Annotated in this window: 24 protein-coding genes; 20 read left to right on the top strand and 4 right to left on the bottom strand. The window is 67.0% G+C overall.

Going from position 1 to position 20,175, the window contains the following annotated elements; genetic code table 11:
- Both KRR26_RS34915 and KRR26_RS34910 read right to left on the bottom strand, forming a co-directional pair.
- Nucleotides 1–1,362, bottom strand: a 1,362-nt coding sequence (locus KRR26_RS34915; protein WP_236069506.1) for an FG-GAP-like repeat-containing protein, incomplete at its 3' end; no start/stop codon positions are given.
- Nucleotides 1,363–1,497: 135 nt separating this feature from the next.
- On the bottom strand, nucleotides 1,498–2,427 hold the full coding sequence (locus tag KRR26_RS34910; protein WP_217081980.1) for a hypothetical protein: 930 nt from the start codon (nucleotides 2,425–2,427) through the stop codon (nucleotides 1,498–1,500).
- Nucleotides 2,428–2,828: 401 nt separating this feature from the next.
- Here KRR26_RS34910 and KRR26_RS34905 point away from each other — a divergent pair, with 401 nt between their 5' ends.
- From KRR26_RS34905 to KRR26_RS34865, 9 genes are all read left to right on the top strand, one after another.
- A complete protein-coding gene (locus tag KRR26_RS34905; RefSeq protein ID WP_217081979.1) occupies nucleotides 2,829–4,628 on the top strand; it encodes a phage portal protein in 1,800 nt (599 codons plus the stop codon).
- Nucleotides 4,625–4,906: a hypothetical protein gene (locus KRR26_RS34900; protein WP_217081978.1), complete on the top strand. Its 282-nt coding sequence runs from the start codon at nucleotides 4,625–4,627 to the stop codon at nucleotides 4,904–4,906. Before KRR26_RS34905 ends, KRR26_RS34900 begins: the two co-directional genes overlap by 4 nt.
- Nucleotides 4,887–5,966: a head morphogenesis protein gene (locus KRR26_RS34895; protein ID WP_217081977.1), complete on the top strand. Its 1,080-nt coding sequence runs from the start codon at nucleotides 4,887–4,889 to the stop codon at nucleotides 5,964–5,966. The genes KRR26_RS34900 and KRR26_RS34895 overlap by 20 nt, the downstream gene beginning before the upstream one ends.
- Nucleotides 5,967–6,021: 55 nt before the next feature.
- Nucleotides 6,022–6,210 (top strand): hypothetical protein, encoded by a 189-nt coding sequence (locus tag KRR26_RS34890; RefSeq protein ID WP_217081976.1) that lies wholly within the window; start codon nucleotides 6,022–6,024, stop codon nucleotides 6,208–6,210.
- A complete protein-coding gene (locus KRR26_RS34885; protein ID WP_217081975.1) occupies nucleotides 6,203–7,555 on the top strand; it encodes an XkdF-like putative serine protease domain-containing protein in 1,353 nt (450 codons plus the stop codon). Before KRR26_RS34890 ends, KRR26_RS34885 begins: the two co-directional genes overlap by 8 nt.
- Nucleotides 7,552–8,253: a hypothetical protein gene (locus tag KRR26_RS34880; RefSeq protein WP_217081974.1), complete on the top strand. Its 702-nt coding sequence runs from the start codon at nucleotides 7,552–7,554 to the stop codon at nucleotides 8,251–8,253. Before KRR26_RS34885 ends, KRR26_RS34880 begins: the two co-directional genes overlap by 4 nt.
- Before the next feature lie 43 nt (nucleotides 8,254–8,296).
- Nucleotides 8,297–8,908 (top strand): phage major capsid protein, encoded by a 612-nt coding sequence (locus KRR26_RS34875; protein ID WP_217081973.1) that lies wholly within the window; start codon nucleotides 8,297–8,299, stop codon nucleotides 8,906–8,908.
- A 101-nt stretch (nucleotides 8,909–9,009) separates the two neighbouring features.
- The gene (locus KRR26_RS34870) at nucleotides 9,010–9,237 is read left to right on the top strand and encodes a hypothetical protein (RefSeq protein WP_217081972.1); all 228 of its coding nucleotides are present in this window, start codon (nucleotides 9,010–9,012) and stop codon (nucleotides 9,235–9,237) included.
- 8 nt (nucleotides 9,238–9,245) lie between these two features.
- Nucleotides 9,246–9,644: a hypothetical protein gene (locus KRR26_RS34865; RefSeq protein WP_217081971.1), complete on the top strand. Its 399-nt coding sequence runs from the start codon at nucleotides 9,246–9,248 to the stop codon at nucleotides 9,642–9,644.
- A 2-nt stretch (nucleotides 9,645–9,646) separates the two neighbouring features.
- Here KRR26_RS34865 and KRR26_RS34860 read toward each other — a convergent pair whose 3' ends face one another.
- Nucleotides 9,647–9,853: a hypothetical protein gene (locus KRR26_RS34860; protein ID WP_217081970.1), complete on the bottom strand. Its 207-nt coding sequence runs from the start codon at nucleotides 9,851–9,853 to the stop codon at nucleotides 9,647–9,649.
- Nucleotides 9,854–9,889: 36 nt separating this feature from the next.
- Here KRR26_RS34860 and KRR26_RS34855 point away from each other — a divergent pair, with 36 nt between their 5' ends.
- From KRR26_RS34855 to KRR26_RS34815, 9 genes are all read left to right on the top strand, one after another.
- Nucleotides 9,890–10,531, top strand: a complete 642-nt coding sequence (locus KRR26_RS34855) for a hypothetical protein (RefSeq protein WP_217081969.1) — start codon at nucleotides 9,890–9,892, stop codon at nucleotides 10,529–10,531.
- A complete protein-coding gene (locus tag KRR26_RS34850; RefSeq protein ID WP_217081968.1) occupies nucleotides 10,531–11,055 on the top strand; it encodes a hypothetical protein in 525 nt (174 codons plus the stop codon). Before KRR26_RS34855 ends, KRR26_RS34850 begins: the two co-directional genes overlap by 1 nt.
- Nucleotides 11,052–11,330, top strand: a complete 279-nt coding sequence (locus tag KRR26_RS34845; protein WP_328707275.1) for a hypothetical protein — start codon at nucleotides 11,052–11,054, stop codon at nucleotides 11,328–11,330. The genes KRR26_RS34850 and KRR26_RS34845 overlap by 4 nt, the downstream gene beginning before the upstream one ends.
- On the top strand, nucleotides 11,327–11,968 hold the full coding sequence (locus KRR26_RS34840) for a hypothetical protein (protein WP_217081967.1): 642 nt from the start codon (nucleotides 11,327–11,329) through the stop codon (nucleotides 11,966–11,968). Before KRR26_RS34845 ends, KRR26_RS34840 begins: the two co-directional genes overlap by 4 nt.
- Nucleotides 11,969–11,975: 7 nt before the next feature.
- Nucleotides 11,976–12,572 (top strand): phage virion morphogenesis protein, encoded by a 597-nt coding sequence (locus KRR26_RS34835; RefSeq protein ID WP_217081966.1) that lies wholly within the window; start codon nucleotides 11,976–11,978, stop codon nucleotides 12,570–12,572.
- Nucleotides 12,572–13,474: an IPT/TIG domain-containing protein gene (locus KRR26_RS34830; protein ID WP_217081965.1), complete on the top strand. Its 903-nt coding sequence runs from the start codon at nucleotides 12,572–12,574 to the stop codon at nucleotides 13,472–13,474. Before KRR26_RS34835 ends, KRR26_RS34830 begins: the two co-directional genes overlap by 1 nt.
- Nucleotides 13,471–13,704, top strand: a complete 234-nt coding sequence (locus tag KRR26_RS34825; protein WP_236069505.1) for a hypothetical protein — start codon at nucleotides 13,471–13,473, stop codon at nucleotides 13,702–13,704. Before KRR26_RS34830 ends, KRR26_RS34825 begins: the two co-directional genes overlap by 4 nt.
- Before the next feature lie 115 nt (nucleotides 13,705–13,819).
- On the top strand, nucleotides 13,820–16,036 hold the full coding sequence (locus tag KRR26_RS34820) for a phage tail protein (RefSeq protein WP_217081964.1): 2,217 nt from the start codon (nucleotides 13,820–13,822) through the stop codon (nucleotides 16,034–16,036).
- 11 nt (nucleotides 16,037–16,047) lie between these two features.
- On the top strand, nucleotides 16,048–16,509 hold the full coding sequence (locus KRR26_RS34815; RefSeq protein WP_217081963.1) for a phage tail protein: 462 nt from the start codon (nucleotides 16,048–16,050) through the stop codon (nucleotides 16,507–16,509).
- Between the two features lie 26 nt (nucleotides 16,510–16,535).
- Here the strand turns inward: KRR26_RS34815 and KRR26_RS34810 are convergent, their stop codons facing one another.
- On the bottom strand, nucleotides 16,536–17,144 hold the full coding sequence (locus KRR26_RS34810; RefSeq protein WP_217081962.1) for a hypothetical protein: 609 nt from the start codon (nucleotides 17,142–17,144) through the stop codon (nucleotides 16,536–16,538).
- Nucleotides 17,145–17,616: 472 nt separating this feature from the next.
- On the opposite strand from KRR26_RS34810, the gene KRR26_RS34805 reads away from it, so the two are divergent.
- Complete coding sequence (locus KRR26_RS34805) at nucleotides 17,617–18,390, top strand: hypothetical protein (RefSeq protein WP_217081961.1); 774 nt, start codon at nucleotides 17,617–17,619, stop codon at nucleotides 18,388–18,390.
- A 191-nt stretch (nucleotides 18,391–18,581) separates the two neighbouring features.
- A partial coding sequence (locus tag KRR26_RS34800) for a phage tail tape measure protein (protein WP_217081960.1) occupies nucleotides 18,582–20,175 on the top strand: 1,594 nt, incomplete at its 3' end.

Below are 20,175 nucleotides of genomic sequence, written 5' to 3'. Positions count from 1 at the left end.
GAGCACACCCGCATCCGAGAAGCCGATGATGTCCGCACGACCGTCACCGTTGACGTCCGCCGAGACTCGCGGATGCCTCTCCACAAGCCAACCTCCGGCGTTGTAGCCGAAGTCGGCCAGCCAGAGCCGGGGTTGGGCGAATCCGGTACCCGTGGACAGCGCGACGAGCACACCCGCATCCGAGAAGCCAATGATGTCCGCACGGCCGTCACCGTTGACGTCCGCCAAGACTCGCGGATGCTTCTCCACAAGCCAACCTCCGGCGTTGTAGCCGAAGTCGGCCAGCCAGAGCCGGGGTTGGGCGAATCCGGTACCCGTGGACAGCGCGACGAGCACACCCGCATCCGAGAAGCCGATGATGTCCGCACGACCGTCACCGTTGACGTCCGCCGAGACTCGCGGATGCCTCTCCACAAGCCAACCTCCGGCGTTGTAGCCGAAGTCGGCCAGCCAGAGCTGGGGCTGGGCGAATCCAGTACCTGTAGACAGCGCGACAGTCACACCCGCATCCGCGAAGCCGATGATGTCCGCACGGCCGTCACCGTTGACGTCCGCCGAGACTCGCGGATGCCTCTCCACGCGCCAACCTCCGGAATCAAAACCGAAATCCCGCAGCCATGGTCGCTCCCCGTAGAGTTGCACAATGCCCGCGATATCAGTCGCGCTCAACTTCCCGTTCCCGTTCCAATCTGGGTTGCAGTAGTTCATCACCGAAGCAAGGTCCCAGGCACCAATCATTAGGTTGCCGTTTGAACCCTGCTCGGGCTCAGTGCACGAGGATGGCCGGTCCGGGCGGTTCTGCTCATGCGCGAAACCGAGAGCATGACCGAACTCATGCACCGCGATTGCCCGGATACAGAATTCCCGGCTGGACTGGCAGATCGGGCTCCAGTTCGCGAAGGTGAAGTTGAGCACCATTCCCTCGCGATAGCCATCCAGACGAGCGCCAAGGCCCTTTGTGTGCGGCCCCGTGTCGGCAATGCTGATGCGGATGCCTCGGGATATTGACGTGCATGCCTCCCAGCCGATGAAGTTGACCGACGAGACATCTACCCACGTGCCAAGCACCGCGGCCTTCACCCAACCTCGCTCAGTGGCATTCGCGGCAGTTGAGTTCTCCCAGCAGACGCTAATGACTGGAGATTGCCAGAGCGAGGTCGTGTCGACGTAAAGTTCTCGCGCATCTGCTGAGATATGCTGCGCGTGCTCGTTTGGCATCTGGAGCTGCCCATCGGGGCCACATCCCGTGCTGAGAAGGGCTCCGTGCATCACAAGGAGGCTCGACAAGACTATCAGGGCAGGAGTTTTCTTCATGCGGCTCTCGCGTTCAAAGGGTCGAATAGCCAGTTTGGCGAACAGCAAGTCAGAAATCCACGCAAAACAAGCATAACCCCATGCCGGCTGGAGAGTTTGAGTTGGGCTGGAACCATCAAAGCAGCGCGCTGTTGCCCCTTTCTCCCCTATCCCCACATGCAGTGATTGGGTGCGTTCGTGTGCCTACCCAAAATTCGGTCGTCGAGTCATGGGGGCGTCCTGGTCCCGCTCAGCATGGACCTTCAACCAGGCTTGGCGCCGGAGGGGGTACGTCGAGCAGATGCGGCGCCACGTCCACACTTCGCTCCGCGTCCACCACGCTGGAGGCGGCTGGAGGCCGACGTCTCGCAGGTTGCCGAGGCCACGGTAGCCAACGCCGTCGAGCCCGAAGGCAGTGTTGGACTCCAACACCAACGCCTTGTCCGTCTCAGCATGGTGGTCCACGACGAGGAAGGTGTGCCCTGAGTTCCACTGGCTGCGCCAGCCCTGGATGAGTGTCCAAGGCTGGGGCGGAACATCCGCCGACGGCGCCTGTAGGGCCATGCCGGACTCGACGGCCGCCGTCACGGGCGAGAAGGCGTCCTCTGGGGAGCTGATCATCATCTGCCGATGGCGGCGCATGTCCCACGAGAAGGCCGCGCCATGCGCCTCGGAGAATGCCTTCACCACAAGGGCTTCGACGAAGGTGCAGCAGTTGTTCAATCGGGGCGGCGCCACAGGGACACGGACGCCTGGCAGTGCCCACGGGTAGTACGCCCGGCTCGCGTCGTATCTGTAGTCGGCAAATGCGCCCAGGAGCGTGAAGAGACGCTCCTCCGAAGCGGCCAGCGGCTCGCTGTCGAACGACAGCCGAGCGAGGGCAGGGGCGCGCTCCTGGGAGACGAGCGTCGCGTAGCGCTGCGTGCGCCAGCGCGTGCACACCCAGGTGTCGAACGCGCCGAGTCTCGGCACCAGCAGCCGGGCGTAGTCTGTGTCGGGCGTGGGGTGGAGGGCCTTCTCCTCGAGCACAAGGTAGTCCCCCGCCTCGACATTGCCCTCAGGTGACGTGCTCGTGTCGGGCCGTGCGAAGCCACGCAGGCGCGCAGGCAGTCTCGCGACGCGGTAGGTGTCCATGGAGTCTCCTCTGAGCTGGCAAGCCGCCTTGGCGCGTCGCGGCTCATCGCGACACCGTCACAAAGCGCTCGGGCCGATGTCCCCGATTTCGGGCCTGAGGCCTTTGCCCTGAATGGAGTCAAGGCATGCGGCTACAAACGCCCTCTCACTCGGGGGCGCCCCTCCCACCGCGCGCCTTGCCTCCATCTGGTGCGGGAGGCCTGTGTGCAACGCAGCGTCAAAGTCTTCGTCCTCTCCTCTGCCTCAGGCGCGGCGCGCCCAGGGCTTGGCCTCACCGTCGAGGCCTCGACTTCGGACGGACTCCTGGAGGCCGTGCGCGCTGAGGTGGCAGCCCGCGGCCAGCGAGTGCGTGCCGTCTCTCACACCCCCACGGGCCTCATGGCCTACGTGGAGGACCGCTCGTGAGTGGGCCGGCCGAAGTCCACCAAGCCGAGGAACGTCTCCAGTCCATCCTCAAGGCAGTGGTGGTGGGCGCGCGAGTGGACGAGCCTGCCAGTCGCCCCGGTGGCGAAGAGGATTCGGCCTTCAGCGAGGCGGGCGCGCTCCAGCCCCCGTATGAGCCAGAAGCCCTCTGTCTCCTCGTCGAGCATTCAAATTCGCTGCGGCAGAACGTCGACGCCTACGCCACTAACATCGATGGTTTCGGCTTTCGCTTCGAGCCTGCCATCGACTTCGACGCCGACGGGGCGCGGGACAAGGTGGCCGACGCGATGGCTATGGAGCGCGCCGCCGCGCATGCCGCGGGCACTCTCCCTTCAGGGACGCCCCTGTTCCCAACGGACGAGGAAGTCGCTACGCATGCCGAGGAAGTGCGACAGCAGGCGCGGATTGAGAAGGCCCGCTTGGAGTCCTTCTTCGATTTTGCGTGCTTCGATTCCAGCTTCGTCGAGCTTCGACGGCGCACACGGCACGACCTTGAAGTAACGGGCAACGCGTACTGGGAGGTGCTGCGCGACGGCAAGGGTGACATCGCTCGCTTCGTCTACGTGCCCTCATACACCGTGCGCCTCCTCCCCTTGGACAGGGAAGCTGTCGAGGTGCGCGAGCGCGTGAGAGTCTCCGCCGTCACCTTCGACACGGTGAGTACCCGTCGGCGCCTGCGCCGCTATGTCCAAGTGCAGGGCGGCGAGCGCGTGTACTTCAAGTCCTTCGGGGACTCGCGCGTCATCTCCCGCCTCACCGGCCGCACCTTCCAGGACGTCGCCACCCTCAAGGCCGCGGACGCCTTCGACGGTCCCGCCACGGAGCTCATCCACTTCGCCATCCACTCGCCGCGCTCGCCGTACGGAATTCCACGCTGGGTGGGCACCCTCTTGTCCGTCCTCGGCTCCCGGCAGATGGAGGAGGTCAACTACCTCTACTTCAACAACAAGAGCGTTCCGCCTCTCGCCCTGCTCGTCTCCGGAGGAAGGCTCTCCGACGCATCAGTCCCGCGTATCGAGCGATTCATCGAGGAAAATCTCAAAGGCAAAGCCAACTTCCACAAGATTCTCATTTTGGAAGCCGATGGCGGCGGCACCGGCGACGGAGGCCGCGCGAAGATTGAGCTGCGCCCGCTGACAGACGCCCAGCAGCAGGACGCGCTCTTCCAGGCCTATGACGCGCGCAACATCGACAAGGTCGGCAGCGCCTTCCGCTTGCCGCCGCTGCTGCGCGGCGATGGCCGAGACTTCAATCGCTCCGTGGCCGAGGCTCAGCTGCGCTTCGCCGAGGACCAGGTTTTCCAGCCCGAGAGAGATGAGTTTGACTTCTTGTTGAACCGCAAGGTCCTCGCCGACATGGGCGTGCGCTTCTGGCGCTTCCGCAGCCAGACGACGGCCACGAGGGACCCGGAGCGCATGACGGAGATGGTGGAGCGCCTGGTGCGCGTGGGCGTGCTGACTCCCGAGGAGGGCCGCCAGCTGGCTGGCGACATCTTCCACCGTGAGTTCAGGAAGATTGGGGACGACTGGGTGAAGCGCCCGCTCACGCTCACGCTCGCGGGTATTCAAACGGGCGTCGAGGACTTGCGGCCCCAGAAGGACAAGGGCGCGCTCTTGGGCGAGGCCAAGCGCCTGCTCGGACTGCGCGAAGAGCTTCGTGCCGAGGAGGAGCGTCTGGCCCAAGGACGCCTGGCGCTCGCACGCCGCCACATGGACGCCGAGCACATCCCCGTGCCGCAGGAGGAGTTCGACAGGTGGTTCTCGGCGAGGGAGTCATGACGCCCGAGCAACTCCAGCGCGCGTGGGTTCTCCAGGCCCAGGCGGACGCCGAGCGCGGTGTCCTCGAGTGCCGCATGTGCCGCGGGCGCGTCCTCCTGGAGGAGACGACGACGCTGTGGCGCAACGGCCTACTCGTCTTCGCACTGTGTGACAGGTGTGCGGGCAGCCACGACGTTGTCTTCTCCCCCACTCCGGCTGGCGTCGAGGTGCGCGCCAGGCGCCGCCGCCCCGTGGAGTTGGTGGCGAAAGAGGTGCCCCATGTGCACGGCCCCCGCTGACAGCCTCCTCCTCCTGCATGAGGCGCGGGCCGTGGCGGACACGCTCCTGGGCGACGTCCTGCGGCTACCGGTGGCCAAGGCCCTGGACGTCGGCACCGCCGCGGGCATGGACCGCGCGGTGGCCTTGCTTGCCGCGCGCCTGCGCCGCGCCGTCGGGCGCGCGGACGTGGACGCCATGCGGGAGGCCGTGGCCGTCCTGGACGTGGACTGGAGGACGACAACGGCCGCCCAGCGCAGGCGCCTCGTCGCCCAGGCACTGGAAGCCGCAGGGCAGCACACTGCCCTCATTCCCTCTCGCATCCAGGCTCCCCTCGGCGACGCAGCAGAGGAGGTGGTGGCCTCCACCCGCAGCCACGCTCGGCGCGAGCAGGGCCTCGCCCTCGCCGCCCGATTCAACGCCATGGACAGGCGCGTGGCCCACCACATCGTCCGGACGCAGGGTAACTTCGTGCGGGACGAGTACGGTCGCAGGCTGGACGCCTTCGGAGCAGAAGCCCGGCGCCTTGTGGCCGAGGGGCTTGAGGCCGGCCTCGAGCGAAGCGACATCGCCGAGTCCTTGGAGCGGGCCGCGCGCGGCGCCCTCATCGAGCGGGCCCCTTTCTACTGGGAAGTCGTGGCGGGCAGCTTCGTTGGCCAGGGGCGCGCCTTTGCGCAGGTAAGTAGCTACGCCGAAGCCAGCATCCGCCGCTACCGCATCGAGGCTGTTCTCGACGAGGCCACCACCCAGGTGTGCCGCTACCTCCATGGGCGAACCTTCTCAGTGAGCGATGCCCTCCGACGCTTCGAGCGCGTCGAGGCGCGCGCTCGGCCAGAGGACCTGAGGCAGGAGCTGCCCTGGGTGCGGGAGCGCCTTGACGCAGACACCGGGCGTGCCCTCCTCTACGTCAACCGAGGTGGCCAGGAAACGCGCCTGGCCGAGGTGCTCCGCTCCGCTGCCGGCAAACATGACGACGTCGGCGAGTTCCGCTCGCTCGTGTCAGACAGGCAGCTCGCGGACGCGGGCGTGGGCTTCCCTCCTTTCCACGCCCTCTGCCGCACCACGACGCTCGCCGTCACCTAAGTGATGTCCCCGAAATCGCGCCGCAGGCCTTTGTCTCTTCCGGAGACGAAACGCCATGCCGGCCACCTCGACACCGCCCCCCACCGCACCTCCGACGACGGAGGGCACCGCGACTCAGCAGCCGTCGACTTCCACCGCCAAGTCCGAGGCGACGACAACCCTCGTCTGGCCTCGCGACTTGAATCTCCCCACCTCGGGCGAGCTGACGTGGGGGTTCGACCCGGAGGGCCTCCGCGATGGGTAACACTCTCGCCAAAGCCCTCGCCCGGGCCCGCCACGTCCTGGAGTCCCTCCAGGCAGAGCCCGTGGAGAAGACGGTCTGGGGCAGCCCCGCGGGCAAGAAGCGTCTGGCGAAGCGCCTGGTGGCCATGCTGCCCGCGCACAAGACATACGTGGAGCCCTTCGCCGGCAGCGCCGCCGTGCTCTTCGAGAAGGAGGCCGTGGACGTCGAGGCCATCAACGACGCGGACACCGAAATCGCCGACGCCTACAAGCTCATCCAGAAGCTGACTCCTGCGGGCTTCGCCAAGCTGAAGAAGCTGCCGTGGGTGGGCGACGAGAAGACCTTCAAGAACCTCTACGACGCCACACCCAAGGGCGACGTGGAGCGCCTGCACCGCTTCCTCTACCTGACGCATTTCTCGTACGGGAAGCTACGCGGTCGCAGCTTCAGTCCCAACGGCGCGGGCGTCGAGGCGAAGACGCTCGCGCGCATTGAGGCATTCGCGCCGCGGCTCAAGCGCGTGAAGGTGTACTCCGGGGACTACGAGAAGGTGGTCCGCAAGTACGACGGGAAGGACACCGTCTTCTTCTTGGACCCGCCCTACCCTGGCTACAACGTCGACGTCGGCGAGGGCGACTTCGACGAGGAGCGCTTCTACGGCGTCCTCAAGTCGCTCAAGGGCCGCTGGCTCATGACGTATGGAATCCGAGGCAAGCTGCCCGGACTGCTGAAGGGCTCCGGCTTCGTGGTGAAGCGCATCCGGACGCCGCGCACCATCGCCGCCATGCGCGGCGTGGGCGGCTCTTCCGTGCTGACGCAGTTGCTCGTCTCCAACTACCAGCCCGCCGCGAAGGCGCTGGAGGGTGGCGACGACTTCGTCGTGGACGACTGGCAGCCGGAGGAGTCGCCCGGCACCACTCCCTTCATCACCACGACGACGCTCCTCAAGGGCGTCTCTCCCGACGACGAGCGGTACGTCTTGGGTGTCGTCCTCGAGCCAGAGACGGTGGACGCGCAGGGCGACGTCTACTCCGCCGCGGAGATTCGGCAGGCCGCTCACCGCTTCATGGAGGAATTCGGCGGCCTGGGCCTCATGCACCAGATGCGCGTCAACGGGCATGTCAAGGTGCTGGAGAGCTACCTCACGCCCGTCGACTTCACCCTGGGAGAGGTGCAGGTGCGCAAGGGCACGTGGCTCTTCGCCGTGCGCGTCCTCTCGGATGAGCTCTGGCAGCGCGTGAAGGACGGGCAACTAACGGGCTTCTCCATTGGGGGCACGGCGCGTCGGCTCCCCGAGGCCTCTCCCTCTACCGAGACGCCCCCTTCCGACACACCCGCCGCTGACTCTCAGCCGGAGGCCGCATGACGAGCAGCACCCAAGGCTCCGCGTCCATCCACCGCCTCGTCGACATGGTGGTCGAGGAGGTGTCCCTCGTGGACCGGGCCGCCAACAAACACCGCTTCCTCCTCGTGAAGCGCGACGGAGACACCATGGACGACGCTTCCCAGCACACCACCCCGGCCGCAGGCAAAAGCAGCACCACCTCGGGCACCACCAAGGCCGACGGCGAACTCCTCGCCACGGCCCAGCAAGCCCTCGAAGCGGTGACGGCCCTCGTCGAGGCACTCGCCTCCACGGAAGGCGCCGACGACGTCCGCGTGGTGGAGGTGGCCCAGCACCTGCGCGCGCTCGCGGACGTGTTGGACGCGGACGAAGACGACTCCGAGGAGGATGTCGAAGCGCGCGAGAAGTCGGCCACCGCTCATTCGGCGCCAGCACAGTCCACTTCACCCGCGCCCGCACCTGTCCCGGCCCTTGAGGCCCCTGCCCTCGTGGAGAGCCTTACCAAGCTCACTGAGGTTGTTCGCTCGCTGGAGGGCTCATTGAAGGAGCAGAGCCAGCGGTTGGGGCGCGTGGAGAAGCAGCACGGCCTGCCCAACAGCAGCGCCTCCTCGGAGCGCCCACCGAAGCCTCCCGTCGAGGACGTCGGCTGGCCGCTGGACCTCAACAAGCCCCTCAACCGGGAGAGCGTCGACAAGGCCCTCTCCTTTCACGACGTCTGACGTCCCCCCGCCCCAGGAAGCCCCTCAAGCCGAAGGAACCCCCATGAGCCGTCTCGACAACAGCACCCTCTTGGCCAAGGCGGACCTGGCCCTCGCCGACCTCACGGCCGGCGGTGGCATCCTCCAGCCCGTGCAGGCGCAGAAGTTCATGCGCTTGCTCATCAAGCAGAGCGTCTTGCTGCAGCAGTGCACCGTTGTTCCGATGGCTGCGCCGAAGCAGCAGTTTTCCAAGTTGAAGTTCGGCAGCCGCATCCTCCGCCCGGGCCAGGAGGCCACCGCTGTCCCCGCCGCGCAGCGCGTGAAGCCGGACCTCTCCCAGGTGGAGCTCGACGCGAAGCTCTTCAAAGGCGAGGTGCGCCTCAGCGACGAAGTGTTGGAGGACTCGATTGAGCGCGGCGAGTTGCGCCAAACGCTCATGGAGATGATGGCGGACGCCATCTCCCGCGACATGGAGGAAATCCTCGTCAACGGAGACACGGCCTCCGCGGACCCATTCTTGGCGACATTGGACGGCGTGCTGAAGCAGGCCACGAGCAACGTCGTGGACGCGGCCGGCGCCCCCATCTCCAAGGACGTCCTGGGAGACTTGCTCAAGTCGCTGCCCTCGGAGCACCTGCGCGACAAGAGCAGCATGGGGTTCCTCTTACCAGCGTAGACGCGGACCTGGACTACCGCAGCACGCTGGCGGAGCGGGCCACGGCTGTCGGCGACAAGTTCTTGGAGGGTGACACGCCGGTCCTCTACTCGGGTGTCCCCGTGCGGCCGATTCCGTTGTGGCCGGAGAACCTCGGCGCGACGAATGACCGCACGGCCATCCTCCTGTGCAACCCGAAGAACATCCACGTCGGCATCTGGCGACAGATTCGACTCGAGTCCGCGCGCGACATCTCCGAAGGCACGCTGAAGGTGGTGGCCACACTGCGCTTCGACGCGAAGTTCGCCGAAGAGTCCGGCACGGCCAAGGCCATCAACGTGCAGCTGTGAGGCCCACCATGGACAACGCAAACACCCTTCTCGTCCGCCTCAAGGCCTACGACGCACGCCGGGGCCATGTGCTCAGGCGCTACACTTATGCCGGCATCAAGTTCCAGGAGGAACGCGGCTGGTATCGAGTCGTGAAGCCGGTGGCCGACTACCTCCGCACCGTCCACCAACTGCCCAGCGACACCTACTCGCCGCTGGCCTTCGACGTGTGCACGGAGGCCGAAGCGAAGGCCCTCGACGCCACCGAGGCCGATGAGGCCAAGACGAAGCGCAGCGCCAGCGACGAGTTGAAGCTGAGCCCGGCGCGGCCCGCCGGCACGCTGACGACGGAGGACATTCCAAAGCAGGCCGTCCACACGCCCGAGGAGAGGGACGGCCGGCGTAGCAGGCGAGAAAAGGAAAACTGAGTTCAGTCAGATTCGAACCACCCAATGAGCTCCTTCCAGCTGACCGTCACTCCATTGCCCTGCCGTGTCTTTCCTTTACACCACTCAATCTTAGCCTTTCCAATTCGAAGGTCCCCCAGGAACGTTCCGTCCGTATCGTAGACATCCAACGTCACGCCGGTGTTTCCGAGGTCCATGTTTACATCCAGGTCTTTGATGCTCACCTTCATTTCGCAGCCCTCCTCACAAGAAAGAATCACCCTGAAATGGCCTACGCAGCAGTCGCCGACCTGCGAGCGGAGGGAGTAACCCTATCAACAGCAAGCGATGCGCGTCTCCAACTCCTCCTCGAAGAGGCGACGCGCACCATCGACAAGGTGACGGGGTGGCACTTCGAAGCGCGCTCGGCCACGTTGCAGCTCGACGGGCGAGGCACTCCGTCTCTCTGGATTCCGGTGCCGCCCATTCGCCTCTACCGCCTCGCGCTAAATGGCGAAGACGTGTCCATCTCCCGGGCGCACCTGGTGGTGGTGGGTGCTCCGGTGGGCCCGGGCTTCGACGGCCCGCGCCTCACCCTCCGCCACGGGCGCGTCTTCCCGCGTGGCGAAGGGAACGTCATCGTCGGCGCCCGGTGGGGCTACACCGAGGCAGACGGGACACCGGAGGGGCACACGCCACCCGCCATCCGCCGCGCCTGCATGCTGCTCGTCCTGCGCAGCCTCTCGCCGTTGGCGGACGAGTCCTCGCTGGAGGAGCGCACGCGCTGGCGCGTGGTGGAGGAGAGGACGCGCGAGCAGAGCTTCCGACTCGACAGCGTCCGACCCTCGGCGCGGCTCCTCACCGGCGAGCCTGAGGTGGACGCGCTGTTGTCGCCCTACGTGAAGCCCTCGCTGCCCGGTGCGGCCTGATGCGGGGCCGTCTCATCTTCCCCTTTCTCGCGGAGATGTACCGCCTGGACACGGCCGCCATGGCAGGGCCCGGCCCAGGGCCCCACGCCAGCGGGTACGACGCGGACTTCCGCGAGCCCGTGTTGGCCGACATGGACGACGACGGCCTGGCCGAAGCCTTCCGCCGCGAATTTCCGGCCGTGCGTGTCCCCTGCCAGGTGGAGCCGGAGGCCTTTGAGTCCTTGCGCATGGCCCCTTCCGGCAACAGCCCTCGGACGAGCTTCGAGCTCATCTTCCACTTCCGCGACTTGGAGCGCCTCGGCCTCGTCGACGCGGCCACGGGCGACGCCCTCATCCGCCCCAGCGACAGACTGGGCGGCCTCTACGACGTCACGGGCACCCTCGTGCAGGCCGTGAGGACACCGCCCGGACTGTACGTCACCGAGGCGCGCCCCACGGGCTTCGGGCTCCACCGGCGAAGGCCACGCCGCAACCTCCTGCTCGTCACCTTCAACGACAGGCCACAGGCCCGAGGTGTCTCGTGAAACTGGTTCTCGCTGCTCCACTGCTCGCCACCGCCCTCTTGGCCCGCTGCAAGGCCCCGGACGGCTGTACTTCAATGGCAACACGCTGCGCGGGCAACGTCGCCCAAATCTGCAACGCGGACGGCAGTTGGCAGGTGCTCGCCGACTGCGACGCCGTCAGCAACAACAGCGGCTCCGCATTCACCTGCGCCTACGTGAATGACGAGGACGCCGCAGGCTACACCTGCGCGCCAGCCGACTCGGACGCGGGCAATGCGCACGGCGGTGTCCTGTGAAGGGCTACCTCCAGTCGCTGCCGGGCGTTGGCCCCCTCTTCCAGCGCGACATGCAGTCGGCGGAGGTGGCGGCCTTCTGGCGGTACATGCAGGAGCGCTTCCGCACGAAGGTGGCGAGCAAGTCGGACTCGCTCGAAATGCGGCTCGCCGCCGAGGCCCTCCAACGTATGGGCATCCTCGACAAGCAGCGCTTCCTCGAGCGCTTCACCACCACGGTGGGCCGCACCATTTACGTGCCTTTCGAAGTGGGCGTGCCACAGGGGGGCTGGGACTTGTGGGGCCAAGTCGTGGTGTGCGTCCACGAGCACCAGCACGTCGTCCAGCATGACGAGGAGGGCCCCAGCTACGAGCTGAACTACCTCACCAGCCCCGCCTCTCGGGCGCAGTACGAGGCCGAGGCCTACACCTGCAACCTCGAGCTGCACTACTGGCGCTACGGCACCACGCCCTCGCCTCGCGCGCTGGCGGAGAAGCTCCGGGGGTACGGCTGCCGGCTCGAGGACATTGAGGTGGCCACCCACACGCTGGCCCTCACCTCGGCGTCCGTGCGCCGAAGCGCCGTGGTGCGCGAGGCCACCCACGCAGCCCTCGAGTGGCTCAACTCGCACGTGCCCCACCTGCGGGCAAAGCAGGACTGAGGCAGGCATGGCCGTCTTGCGCACTGGAGACTGGGCTCGGGCCCGCCAACTGCTGGCGGCGTGCTCGTCGCGCCTGGAGGGCGCCTTGCAGACAGCCCTGCGCCAGGAGGCGCACGCCCTGCGCAACGAGGTAGTGCAGGGGCTCACCCAACAGGCGCCTGGCGGTGAACCACTCCGCCCGCCATCTCCCCTCACACTCGCGGCGCGCCAGTTGGCGGGCTTCAATGGGACGAAAGCGCTCCTCGTCTCCGGCGCGCTGCGCAACTCCATCTCCGTCGTCGTGGAGGGAGACGAGGCCTTCATTGGTGTGTCGCGCTCGGCGAAGAGTCCGGACGGAGAGTCCCTCGTCGACATCGCGCAGCTCCAGGAGTACGGCGGGCCTCCTGTCGTCATCCCCATGACGCCGCGCATGCGCCGCTACCTCTTCACGCTCTTGCGCAAGGCGGGCCAGGCCCCCACCGGAGGAAGCGGGCGCGGCGTCGTGGTGACGCAAACGCCTGCGCGGCCCTTCCTGCGGCCGGCATTCGCGCGATTCCGCCAGGGTGCCAGCCGCCGATTCTTGGCCCGGGTGGCCAAGGAGCTGGGCCTTGGAGGGCCGGGGTAATGGCCGGCCTCTCCCTCACGTCCGTGACGCCCTCCTCAGGGCCCACCAGCGGCGGAGACATTCTCCGCCTCGCTGGCGTGGGCTTCGCCGCGCGGGTGGCCGTGCGCCTGGGCGGACTGCGCGCAGAGGTGCTGTCCGTCCGTGAAGAGGCGGGCACCTCGTATGCGGACGTGCGGACACCGGCCCACGAAGCGGGCCGTGTGGACGTGGAGGTCCTCAACCTCGCCGCGGACGGTCGCCCCATTCCGGGACAAGCCGTCGTCCTGCCGGGGGCATACCGCTACCTGCGCCCGCGCATCGCCAAGGAGGCGGACCTCACGCGCCTCGTGCGCACGCTGCTGCGCGCGCTGAAGAAGCAGGTGGTGGCCAACGTCAGCGCCAGCGTCTCCGTCGACTACGACGACTCGGTGGCGGACGGCCTCAACGTCATCGCCATGGCCTCGCTGCCCTCGGCGGTGTTGTCGGGCCCCACGCTGCGCGAGAGTCGCCGCTACTCCACCAACGTGCTGTACGAGGACGTCGCACAGGGCCCCTCCGGCGTGGAGCTGGTGCGCAGGCGCCCCGCGTACACGGTGGACTTGGCCTTCACCCTCACGGTGGCCTCCGAGCGCACGGCCGAGCTCTTCAACCTCCTGGCCGCCGTGGCCACCTTCCTCAACCGCAACCGGTGGCTCGTCATGCCACGCGACGCGGAGGACACCTCGAGCGGCACTGTCCGCTGGGAAATGGACGCGGACGGCGAAGCGCGCACGCAGCTCGGCAGCCGCGACGACGTGCGCGCCTTCACTTGGAGCCTGGTGGTGCGCGGCTTCGACGTGGACGAGGGCCTACCCCTCGACATCGGCAAGGCCGTCACCGAGGCGCACCTCGACACGGACTCTCTCTCTGGAGGCACCTCATGAGTGTCACCCTCACCAATGCCAATGGCCGACTCCTCACCTTCCTCCTGCCCCATGAGTCGTACTGCGTCGCGTGCGGCGAGTGCACCTGCACCGTGCAACCTGGACGCGGCGGGCAGCGCCTGCCCTCTTCCCTCACGCTCGCTTCGGGCGTCACTCAGGAGGACGTGCCGGAAGCCGTCCTCAGTGTGCCTCGGGTGGCTGCGTCCATTCGCCGGGTGACGTCGTGGTGACGCGACAGGTGGCCCAGGAGACCCCAGCTCCAGTAGCGGGCCCCGAACTGTCAGCCCCGTCCCATTCCATGCCGGAGGCAGCAGTGCGCGTGCCCCGGAAGAAGCGAGGTACTCCGTGAGCCGTGAGCTGCTGTCATCCAAGGTTGTCGTGGTGGAGGAGGAGCCTCGCGTCCGTGGCATTCCCTCCGCGCCCACGTCCGTGGCGGGGGCTGTGGGCCTGGCCGAGCGTGGCCCCATCGGCAAGCCCGTGCTGTGCACCTCCATGGAGGACTACCAGGCCACCTTCGGCGGCTTCACGCCGGACTCGGACTTGGCCCTCGCGGCCATGGGCTTCTTCGAGAATGGCGGCAGCCACCTGTGGGTGGTGCGCACCGTCCACTACGAGGACACCGCCAACCCTGAGTCGCACACGGCCACGCGGGCGACGGCAGCGCTCACCACAGGCGGCGGGCCCACGCCCGCTGTCGCCTGGGGCACCCTCCGCCCTCCCTTCACTCTGGCGGACGGGCAGCGACTGGAGGTGGCCGTCAACGGCGGCGCGGCGGTGGACGTTGCTTTTGCCGGGACGGCGGCCTCCGTCGTGGCGAGCCGCCCGGGCCCCTATGCCCTCAGCGCCGGCCAGCCGCTTCGCGTGCGTGTCGACGGCGCGCGGGACGTCTTCGTCTCATTCAGCGCGGGTGACTTCGCCGACGTGACGCAGGCCACGCCGGAGGAGGTGGCTGCCGTCCTCAACGCAGGCCTCGTCGGGGGCCGCGCCACCGTCGAGGCCGGCGCGCTGAGAATCTCCAGCGACACCCTCGGGGCGGCCAGCCGCCTGGAGGTGGGCGACGAGGTGGCCAACGCTGTCTTCGGCTTCCCCCTCGGCCCGCACGTGGGTACGGGCAACGTCCAGAGTCTGCGCGCCGTTGAGCTCAACGAGGTGCGCTCCCTCGTTGAGGCCTCGGTGGCGGGCGTGCGTGTGGAGGCGTCTTCCTTGGGGACGCTGCAGCTGCGCACTCAGGCCACGGGGCCTGGCGCTTCTGTGCGTGTGCAAGGGGACGCGGGCCTCGGCTTGGGCCTGGACGCACTGCTGCACCAAGGCGCTACCTCCGGAGACATGGACGCCCTGCGCTTGGTGGCCAAGGACGCGGGCGCCTACGCCAACCGGCTGGAGGTGGAGGTGCGCGCCGCCACCAACGGCTCGCCCGATTCCTTTGACGTCCTCCTCCTCGAAGACGGCGCCTACCGCGAGTCCTTCCCCAACCTCTCGGCCACCGAGGGCGACGCGCGCTACGTCGAGCGCGTCCTCAACGACGGGCGCGCTGGCTCCCGCTACGTTGAGGCATTCCTGGTGGAGCCCGGCGCCGTCCCGGACGTGCAGACAGTCGCCCTCTCGGGTGGCGCGGATGGCCTCGTCGGCCTTGGCGACTCTGACTTCATCGGGGCCGAGGCCGTGAAGACAGGCCTCTACGCGCTGGACTCCGTGCAGGAGCTATCGCTCATCCTCGTCCCCGGCCGGGCCACGCCTGCCGTCCACAACGCCATGGTGCGCTACTGCGAGGTGGCGCGCGACGGCCTGGCCTTCGCCATTCTCGATTCGCCTGCGGGCTACAGCGCCACGGACATCGTCTCCTATATCTCCGAGGAGGCAGCCCTCGAAGGACTGTCCGAGCACGCCGCGCTGTACTGGCCCCGCGTCAAGGTGCTCAACCCCGCGCGCGGCGTCTTCGGCAACGTCGAGCAGCTCGTCGTCCCGCCCTCCGGCATTGTTGCTGGCGTCTACGCCCGCAACGACTCCGCGCGCCCAGGCGGTGTGTATGACTCGCCCGCAGGCATTGAGGCGGGACGCATGCTGGGTGTCCTCGGCTTCGAATCCAGCGAGGTGCTGGAGGAGAAGAAGCGCGACGTCGTCTATCCCCACCGGGTCAACCCGCTCACCACCGGGCCGGGCCTGCCGCGCTTCATCGATGGCAGCCGCACGTTGAAGGCCAGCGGCAACTTCCCTTACGTCGGCGAGCGGCGCGGGGCGTCCTTCATCGAGAAAAGCCTCAAGGCGGGACTGGAATTCGCCCGGCACCGCAACAACACCGAGGGGCTGCGCGCCCAGGTGCGGCGCTTCATCACCGCCTTCCTTCTCGTGCAAATGCGCAACGGGGCCTTCCGCAGTCAGGAGCCGAGCAAGGCCTTCTTCGTCGACGTTTCCGACGCCCTCAACCCTCCGTCCGTCGTCTTCGCAGGGCAGTTGGTGGCGCGCGTGGGGCTCGCGACTAACAAGCCCGCGGAGTTCATCGTCCTGCGCATCGCCCAGGACACCCGCGCCCTCGAAGCCGAGCTGGCCTCGGCCGGCGCGTAAGGAGCCTCTCCATGGCCATCATCGGGCAGCCACGCAGCTTCCATAAGCGTTTCAAGTTCTTGGTTGAAATTGACGACGTCGGGCACGCGGGTTTCCAGAAGTGCTCCGAGCTGTCCGTCGAGGTCGCCAACGTCCAATACTTCGAAGGCGGCAGCCTCATCCCCAATAAGTCCCCGGGGCGCCTCACCTTCTCGGACGTCACCCTCGAGCGCGGCGCCACGCAGGACCACGAGCTCTTCGACTGGTTCCTCTCCGTGGTGGACGCTGCCAGCGGCCTGGGCCTGCCGGACATCGGCTACAAGCGCAACCTGGACATCGTCCAGCAGGACAGAGACGGAACCACGCTGCGCCGGTGGAGTCTCTCGCGCGGGTGGCCGGTGAAGTTCGTCGCGGGCGAGTGGGACAATGAGAGTGACGAGACGGTCATCGAAAGCGTCACCCTCACCTACGACTTCTTCGAACTGCACCCGTGAGCGGTGCAAGTCTCCGCTCCATTTGTCTAGCGCTTGCCAGTAATTGGGCGACCTCTCGCTGGCTCGGCGCTTGAACGGGCCTCTACGGCCGCGCAGAGTCGCTTTAGCGCTCCCGAAGACGCTTCGTATTCCAGCGGAAGCGACACGAGGCGGGCATCTCTCACACTCAGAATCCCATTTGAAACCAAGTCGAATATGCGGGTCTGATACGAACCGAAGAGGGCCTCATATCTGTCGGCGATCGCTGGACAGCCCACGGTCCCGGCGAGGACCTTTCGCCAAAACACTGCCAACTCGCAGTTGGCATCATTGGCTGACTTAAGTGCGCTGAGTTGCTTTGAGAACACCTCATCATCGCCAACCCCGGGCGCATGTTCCAGATCGACAAAGGAGGCGAGCAAGAGCGCCGAGGTATTGATGCTCTGGAGATATGCCCGAAATGGATTGTCGCCAGATGTACTTGGCTCTACGCGTCGCTCTGGACAGGAGTCGAAGTAGATGACCGGTGTGAACCTGAGAACATCGATCACAGCCATCTGATCAAGCCATGTCTTATGTCCTTCCGCAGCTGCTCCGGTTGAACAGAGAAGGGCAAGCGCAAATATCGAGGAGAGCCTGCTCCTTGAGCGAATCACGGTGATTTCGTCCCCCGCTTGCCGGTGTACGGGTTTGTATTTCCTCTCGTGCTGTAGTTATCCTTCTTTGTGGAGTTCGGACTTGTTCTATGGTGCGGCTGGACATATGTGCCATTGCGCTTGACGTAGGGACGTACTCGGTTTGCACCGGACGACGCTGTTCCGCCGAGAAGCACTGCCAAACAAGCCATTACACAAATGATTGTCTTCATTCGGGGCCTCCAGGATGTAGTATAGCGTAGGCTTGCAGAGCGCAGCTAGCACTGCGGGGCTGGAGTAGGAGTGACCCACTGCAGGGTGTCCAGAAGAGAAGCAAAGAGATCGTTTAGTCACCATCGAGGGCAGATGCGCGGATGGGTCCCCGACGCCCCGGGGCAGTTCCCTGGAAATTCTCTCTTGTCTCCGTAAGCACAGCCGAAGCGCGTGTCCCCGATATTCGGCCCAAAGCCTTTGTCCATACCGGAGGAAGGCCATGGCGGAAAGCATCACTTGCCCCTCGGGGCTGACGGGCCGCGTTCGCGGCATGAAAGTGCGAGAGGAGCGGATCCTCGCGGACAGGGCGCTGGCGAAGAGCGGCGGCCAGGTGGATGAGCTGCTCTCCGCGTGCTGGGAAGAGCTGGTGGAGGCAGGCCCCTATGCCTTCGCCGACGGGAAGGTGAACTGGGGCCAAGTGCTCCAGGGAGACCGCTTCTTCGCCCTCCTTCAAGTGCGCGTCCTCACCTACGGGCCGGAGTACGCCTTCGCCGTCCCCTGCCAGAGCGCCTCCTGCCGCGCCCGCATCAACTGGGAGCTGGACTTGATGCAGTTGCCGGTGCGCCCCCTCACCGATGCCAGCCGCGCCTCCTTCATTGCCGGTAACCGCTTCGAGACGACGTTGCCCGACGCCGGCAAGCGCGTGCGCTTCCGGCTGATGACAGGTGAGGACGAGCGGCGACTGCCGCAGTTGCAGCGCGCCGCGCCCGAGAAGATGCTGTCTTCCGTCCTCGCATACCGGGTGCTGGACATCGACGGCGTGGACTCGCGCGATAAGCGCCGCTTCGTCGAAGACTTGAGCCTCCGCGACGCCGACTTCCTCGTCGACACGTTCGACGCCGTCGACTGCGGCGTGGACACCACGCTCGAAGTCGAGTGCCCCGAGTGCTTCATGCGCCAGGAGGTGGAGCTCCCTTTCGACCGGGGCTTCTTCCTCCCGGGGACGCAGCGGGCGGCGAGGCGCCGGGAGCGCTCCACCTCTTCCCCGGCGTGACGCTAGAGACGTGGCGCGAGGGCCTCTTCAACCTGTGCTGGCAGCAGCACGGCGGTAGCGGCATCGCAGCCTCTCTGGGTGACGCCCTGGAGCTGCCCACCTCGGACAGAGACTGGCTCCTCGAGCGCATCGGCCAACAACGCAGTCGCGAGGCGAAGGCCTTGGAGAAGGCCACGAAGCGGAGGTAGCGCGTGCTCAACAATCTTGGCATGGGTTTCGTCTTCACGGCACGGGACTTGGCCTCAGACACGCTCCAGGGACTGGAGCGCAACTTCATTTCCCTCGACAGGCGTGTGGGGCTGGGCACGGCTCGCATTGAGGGGGCCTTCCAGCGACTTGGCGTCGGAATGGCCCTCATCTCGGCAGGGGCCGTCACCATCGGCGCGTCGCTGTCCCTGGCCAACGCGGCCGGTGAGTTCGGGCAGGCCGTGGCGGGCGTGGCCGCTGTCTCCGGCGCCTCGGCCGAGGAGTTGCGGCAACTTCGTGACGCAGCCCTTCAGGCGAGCCTCGCCACGCAATTCACACCCACCGAGTCCGTGCTGGGCCTGCGAGAGCTCACCCAGGCTGGCTACACCGCCACGGAGTCCATGAAGCTGCTGCAGCCCGTGCTGGACTTGGCCGGTGGCTCTTTGGGGGAGCTGACGCCCCAAGGTGCCGCGGGCCTCGCGTCGCAGGCGATGAAGGCCTTCGGCCTCTCCATCGGCAAGGCCTCCCTCTCCGTCGACCAGATGCTCCAGGCCGTCAACCTCTTCGCACTCAATGCGAATGAGCTGCCCCTGGCCCTCGGCACGGCAGCCCGGGGCGCACAGGCACTCAACCAGAAGCTGCCCGAGACGCTCATCGCATTGGGGTTGGTCAAGAATGTCGTCCCGGGCGTGGAGCGCGCATCCACCGCCGTGGCCGTCGCCATGGAGCGCATGGCGGACCCGGAGGTGCAGCAGCAGTTGCGCGGCGTCGGTGTCGCCGTCACGGACGCGGGTGGCAACTTCCGCAGCTTCCTCGGCATCCTCGATGAGTTGTCCCCCGCCCTCGAGCGCATGACGGCGGCTCAGCGCAGCGCCTTCCTGCTGAAGACGTTCGGCCGAGAGGCTCTCGGAGGTGTGAATGCCATCCTCACGCAGCTCACTGGCGGCGTGCGCAAGCAAACCGGCGAAGTCGTCCGGGGCGCAGAGGCCCTCAAGTACCTGCGCGACGAGTTTGCGAATGCGGGCGGCACCGCCAAGACGTTCCGCGAGCAGATGCTCGACACCTACGAGGGCCAGAAGAAGCTGCTGGCCGGCCGCATGGAGGCGCTGGCCATCGTCCTGGGCGAGCCCTTCGATGCGGTTTTGAAGCCTCTCGTCACCCTCGTCGCCGACGCAGTGAAAGGGGTGCTGGGCGTCTTCGAGGCGTTGCCCAGCCCGGTGAAGCGCGCGCTCGCGGCCTTCACCCTGGCAGTTGGCAGTGTCATCGCCCTCGTCGGTGCTGTCGTCTCCGGCCAGGTGGGGCTGGCCCTGCTGGTGGTGGGCCTCAAGGTGCTGGGCCTCACCGTGGGCGGGCTCCTCGCCACCGTACTTCCGGCCGTGGGGGCAGTCATCCTCCTGGGCGTCGCGGTGGCCGGCCTCGCCTACGCCGTCCGCAACAACCTCGGGGGCCTGGGCGACTTCGTCGAGCGTGTGCAGGAGCGGGTGACACTCGCCTTCCGCGGCCTCGTCCAGCTCTTCACCGACGGCGGCTTCTCCGGTGCGGTGCGGGCGGAGCTGGCCCTCGCGGAGAATGGAGGGCTGAAGGACTTCCTCATCAACG

It is taken from the genome of Citreicoccus inhibens, from assembly GCF_019039035.1.
Taxonomy (GTDB): domain Bacteria; phylum Myxococcota; class Myxococcia; order Myxococcales; family Myxococcaceae; genus Citreicoccus; species Citreicoccus inhibens.
The sequence above is the reverse complement of the archived record's forward strand: the minus strand, read 5'-3'. Positions and strand labels throughout refer to the sequence as shown.

Bases quoted from the DNA above. Each gene is read 5' to 3' on its own strand.
- KRR26_RS34910 (WP_217081980.1), bottom strand. From the start codon at position 2,427: ATGGACACCTACCGCGTCGCGAGACTGCCTGCGCGCCTGCGTGGCTTC.
- KRR26_RS34900 (WP_217081978.1), top strand. From the start codon at position 4,625: ATGACGCCCGAGCAACTCCAGCGCGCGTGGGTTCTCCAGGCCCAGGCG.
- KRR26_RS34895 (WP_217081977.1), top strand. From the start codon at position 4,887: ATGTGCACGGCCCCCGCTGACAGCCTCCTCCTCCTGCATGAGGCGCGG.
- KRR26_RS34890 (WP_217081976.1), top strand. From the start codon at position 6,022: ATGCCGGCCACCTCGACACCGCCCCCCACCGCACCTCCGACGACGGAG.
- KRR26_RS34885 (WP_217081975.1), top strand. From the start codon at position 6,203: ATGGGTAACACTCTCGCCAAAGCCCTCGCCCGGGCCCGCCACGTCCTG.
- KRR26_RS34880 (WP_217081974.1), top strand. From the start codon at position 7,552: ATGACGAGCAGCACCCAAGGCTCCGCGTCCATCCACCGCCTCGTCGAC.
- KRR26_RS34875 (WP_217081973.1), top strand. From the start codon at position 8,297: ATGAGCCGTCTCGACAACAGCACCCTCTTGGCCAAGGCGGACCTGGCC.
- KRR26_RS34865 (WP_217081971.1), top strand. From the start codon at position 9,246: ATGGACAACGCAAACACCCTTCTCGTCCGCCTCAAGGCCTACGACGCA.
- KRR26_RS34860 (WP_217081970.1), bottom strand. From the start codon at position 9,853: ATGAAGGTGAGCATCAAAGACCTGGATGTAAACATGGACCTCGGAAAC.
- KRR26_RS34855 (WP_217081969.1), top strand. From the start codon at position 9,890: ATGGCCTACGCAGCAGTCGCCGACCTGCGAGCGGAGGGAGTAACCCTA.
- KRR26_RS34850 (WP_217081968.1), top strand. From the start codon at position 10,531: ATGCGGGGCCGTCTCATCTTCCCCTTTCTCGCGGAGATGTACCGCCTG.
- KRR26_RS34835 (WP_217081966.1), top strand. From the start codon at position 11,976: ATGGCCGTCTTGCGCACTGGAGACTGGGCTCGGGCCCGCCAACTGCTG.
- KRR26_RS34830 (WP_217081965.1), top strand. From the start codon at position 12,572: ATGGCCGGCCTCTCCCTCACGTCCGTGACGCCCTCCTCAGGGCCCACC.
- KRR26_RS34825 (WP_236069505.1), top strand. From the start codon at position 13,471: ATGAGTGTCACCCTCACCAATGCCAATGGCCGACTCCTCACCTTCCTC.
- KRR26_RS34815 (WP_217081963.1), top strand. From the start codon at position 16,048: ATGGCCATCATCGGGCAGCCACGCAGCTTCCATAAGCGTTTCAAGTTC.
- KRR26_RS34805 (WP_217081961.1), top strand. From the start codon at position 17,617: ATGGCGGAAAGCATCACTTGCCCCTCGGGGCTGACGGGCCGCGTTCGC.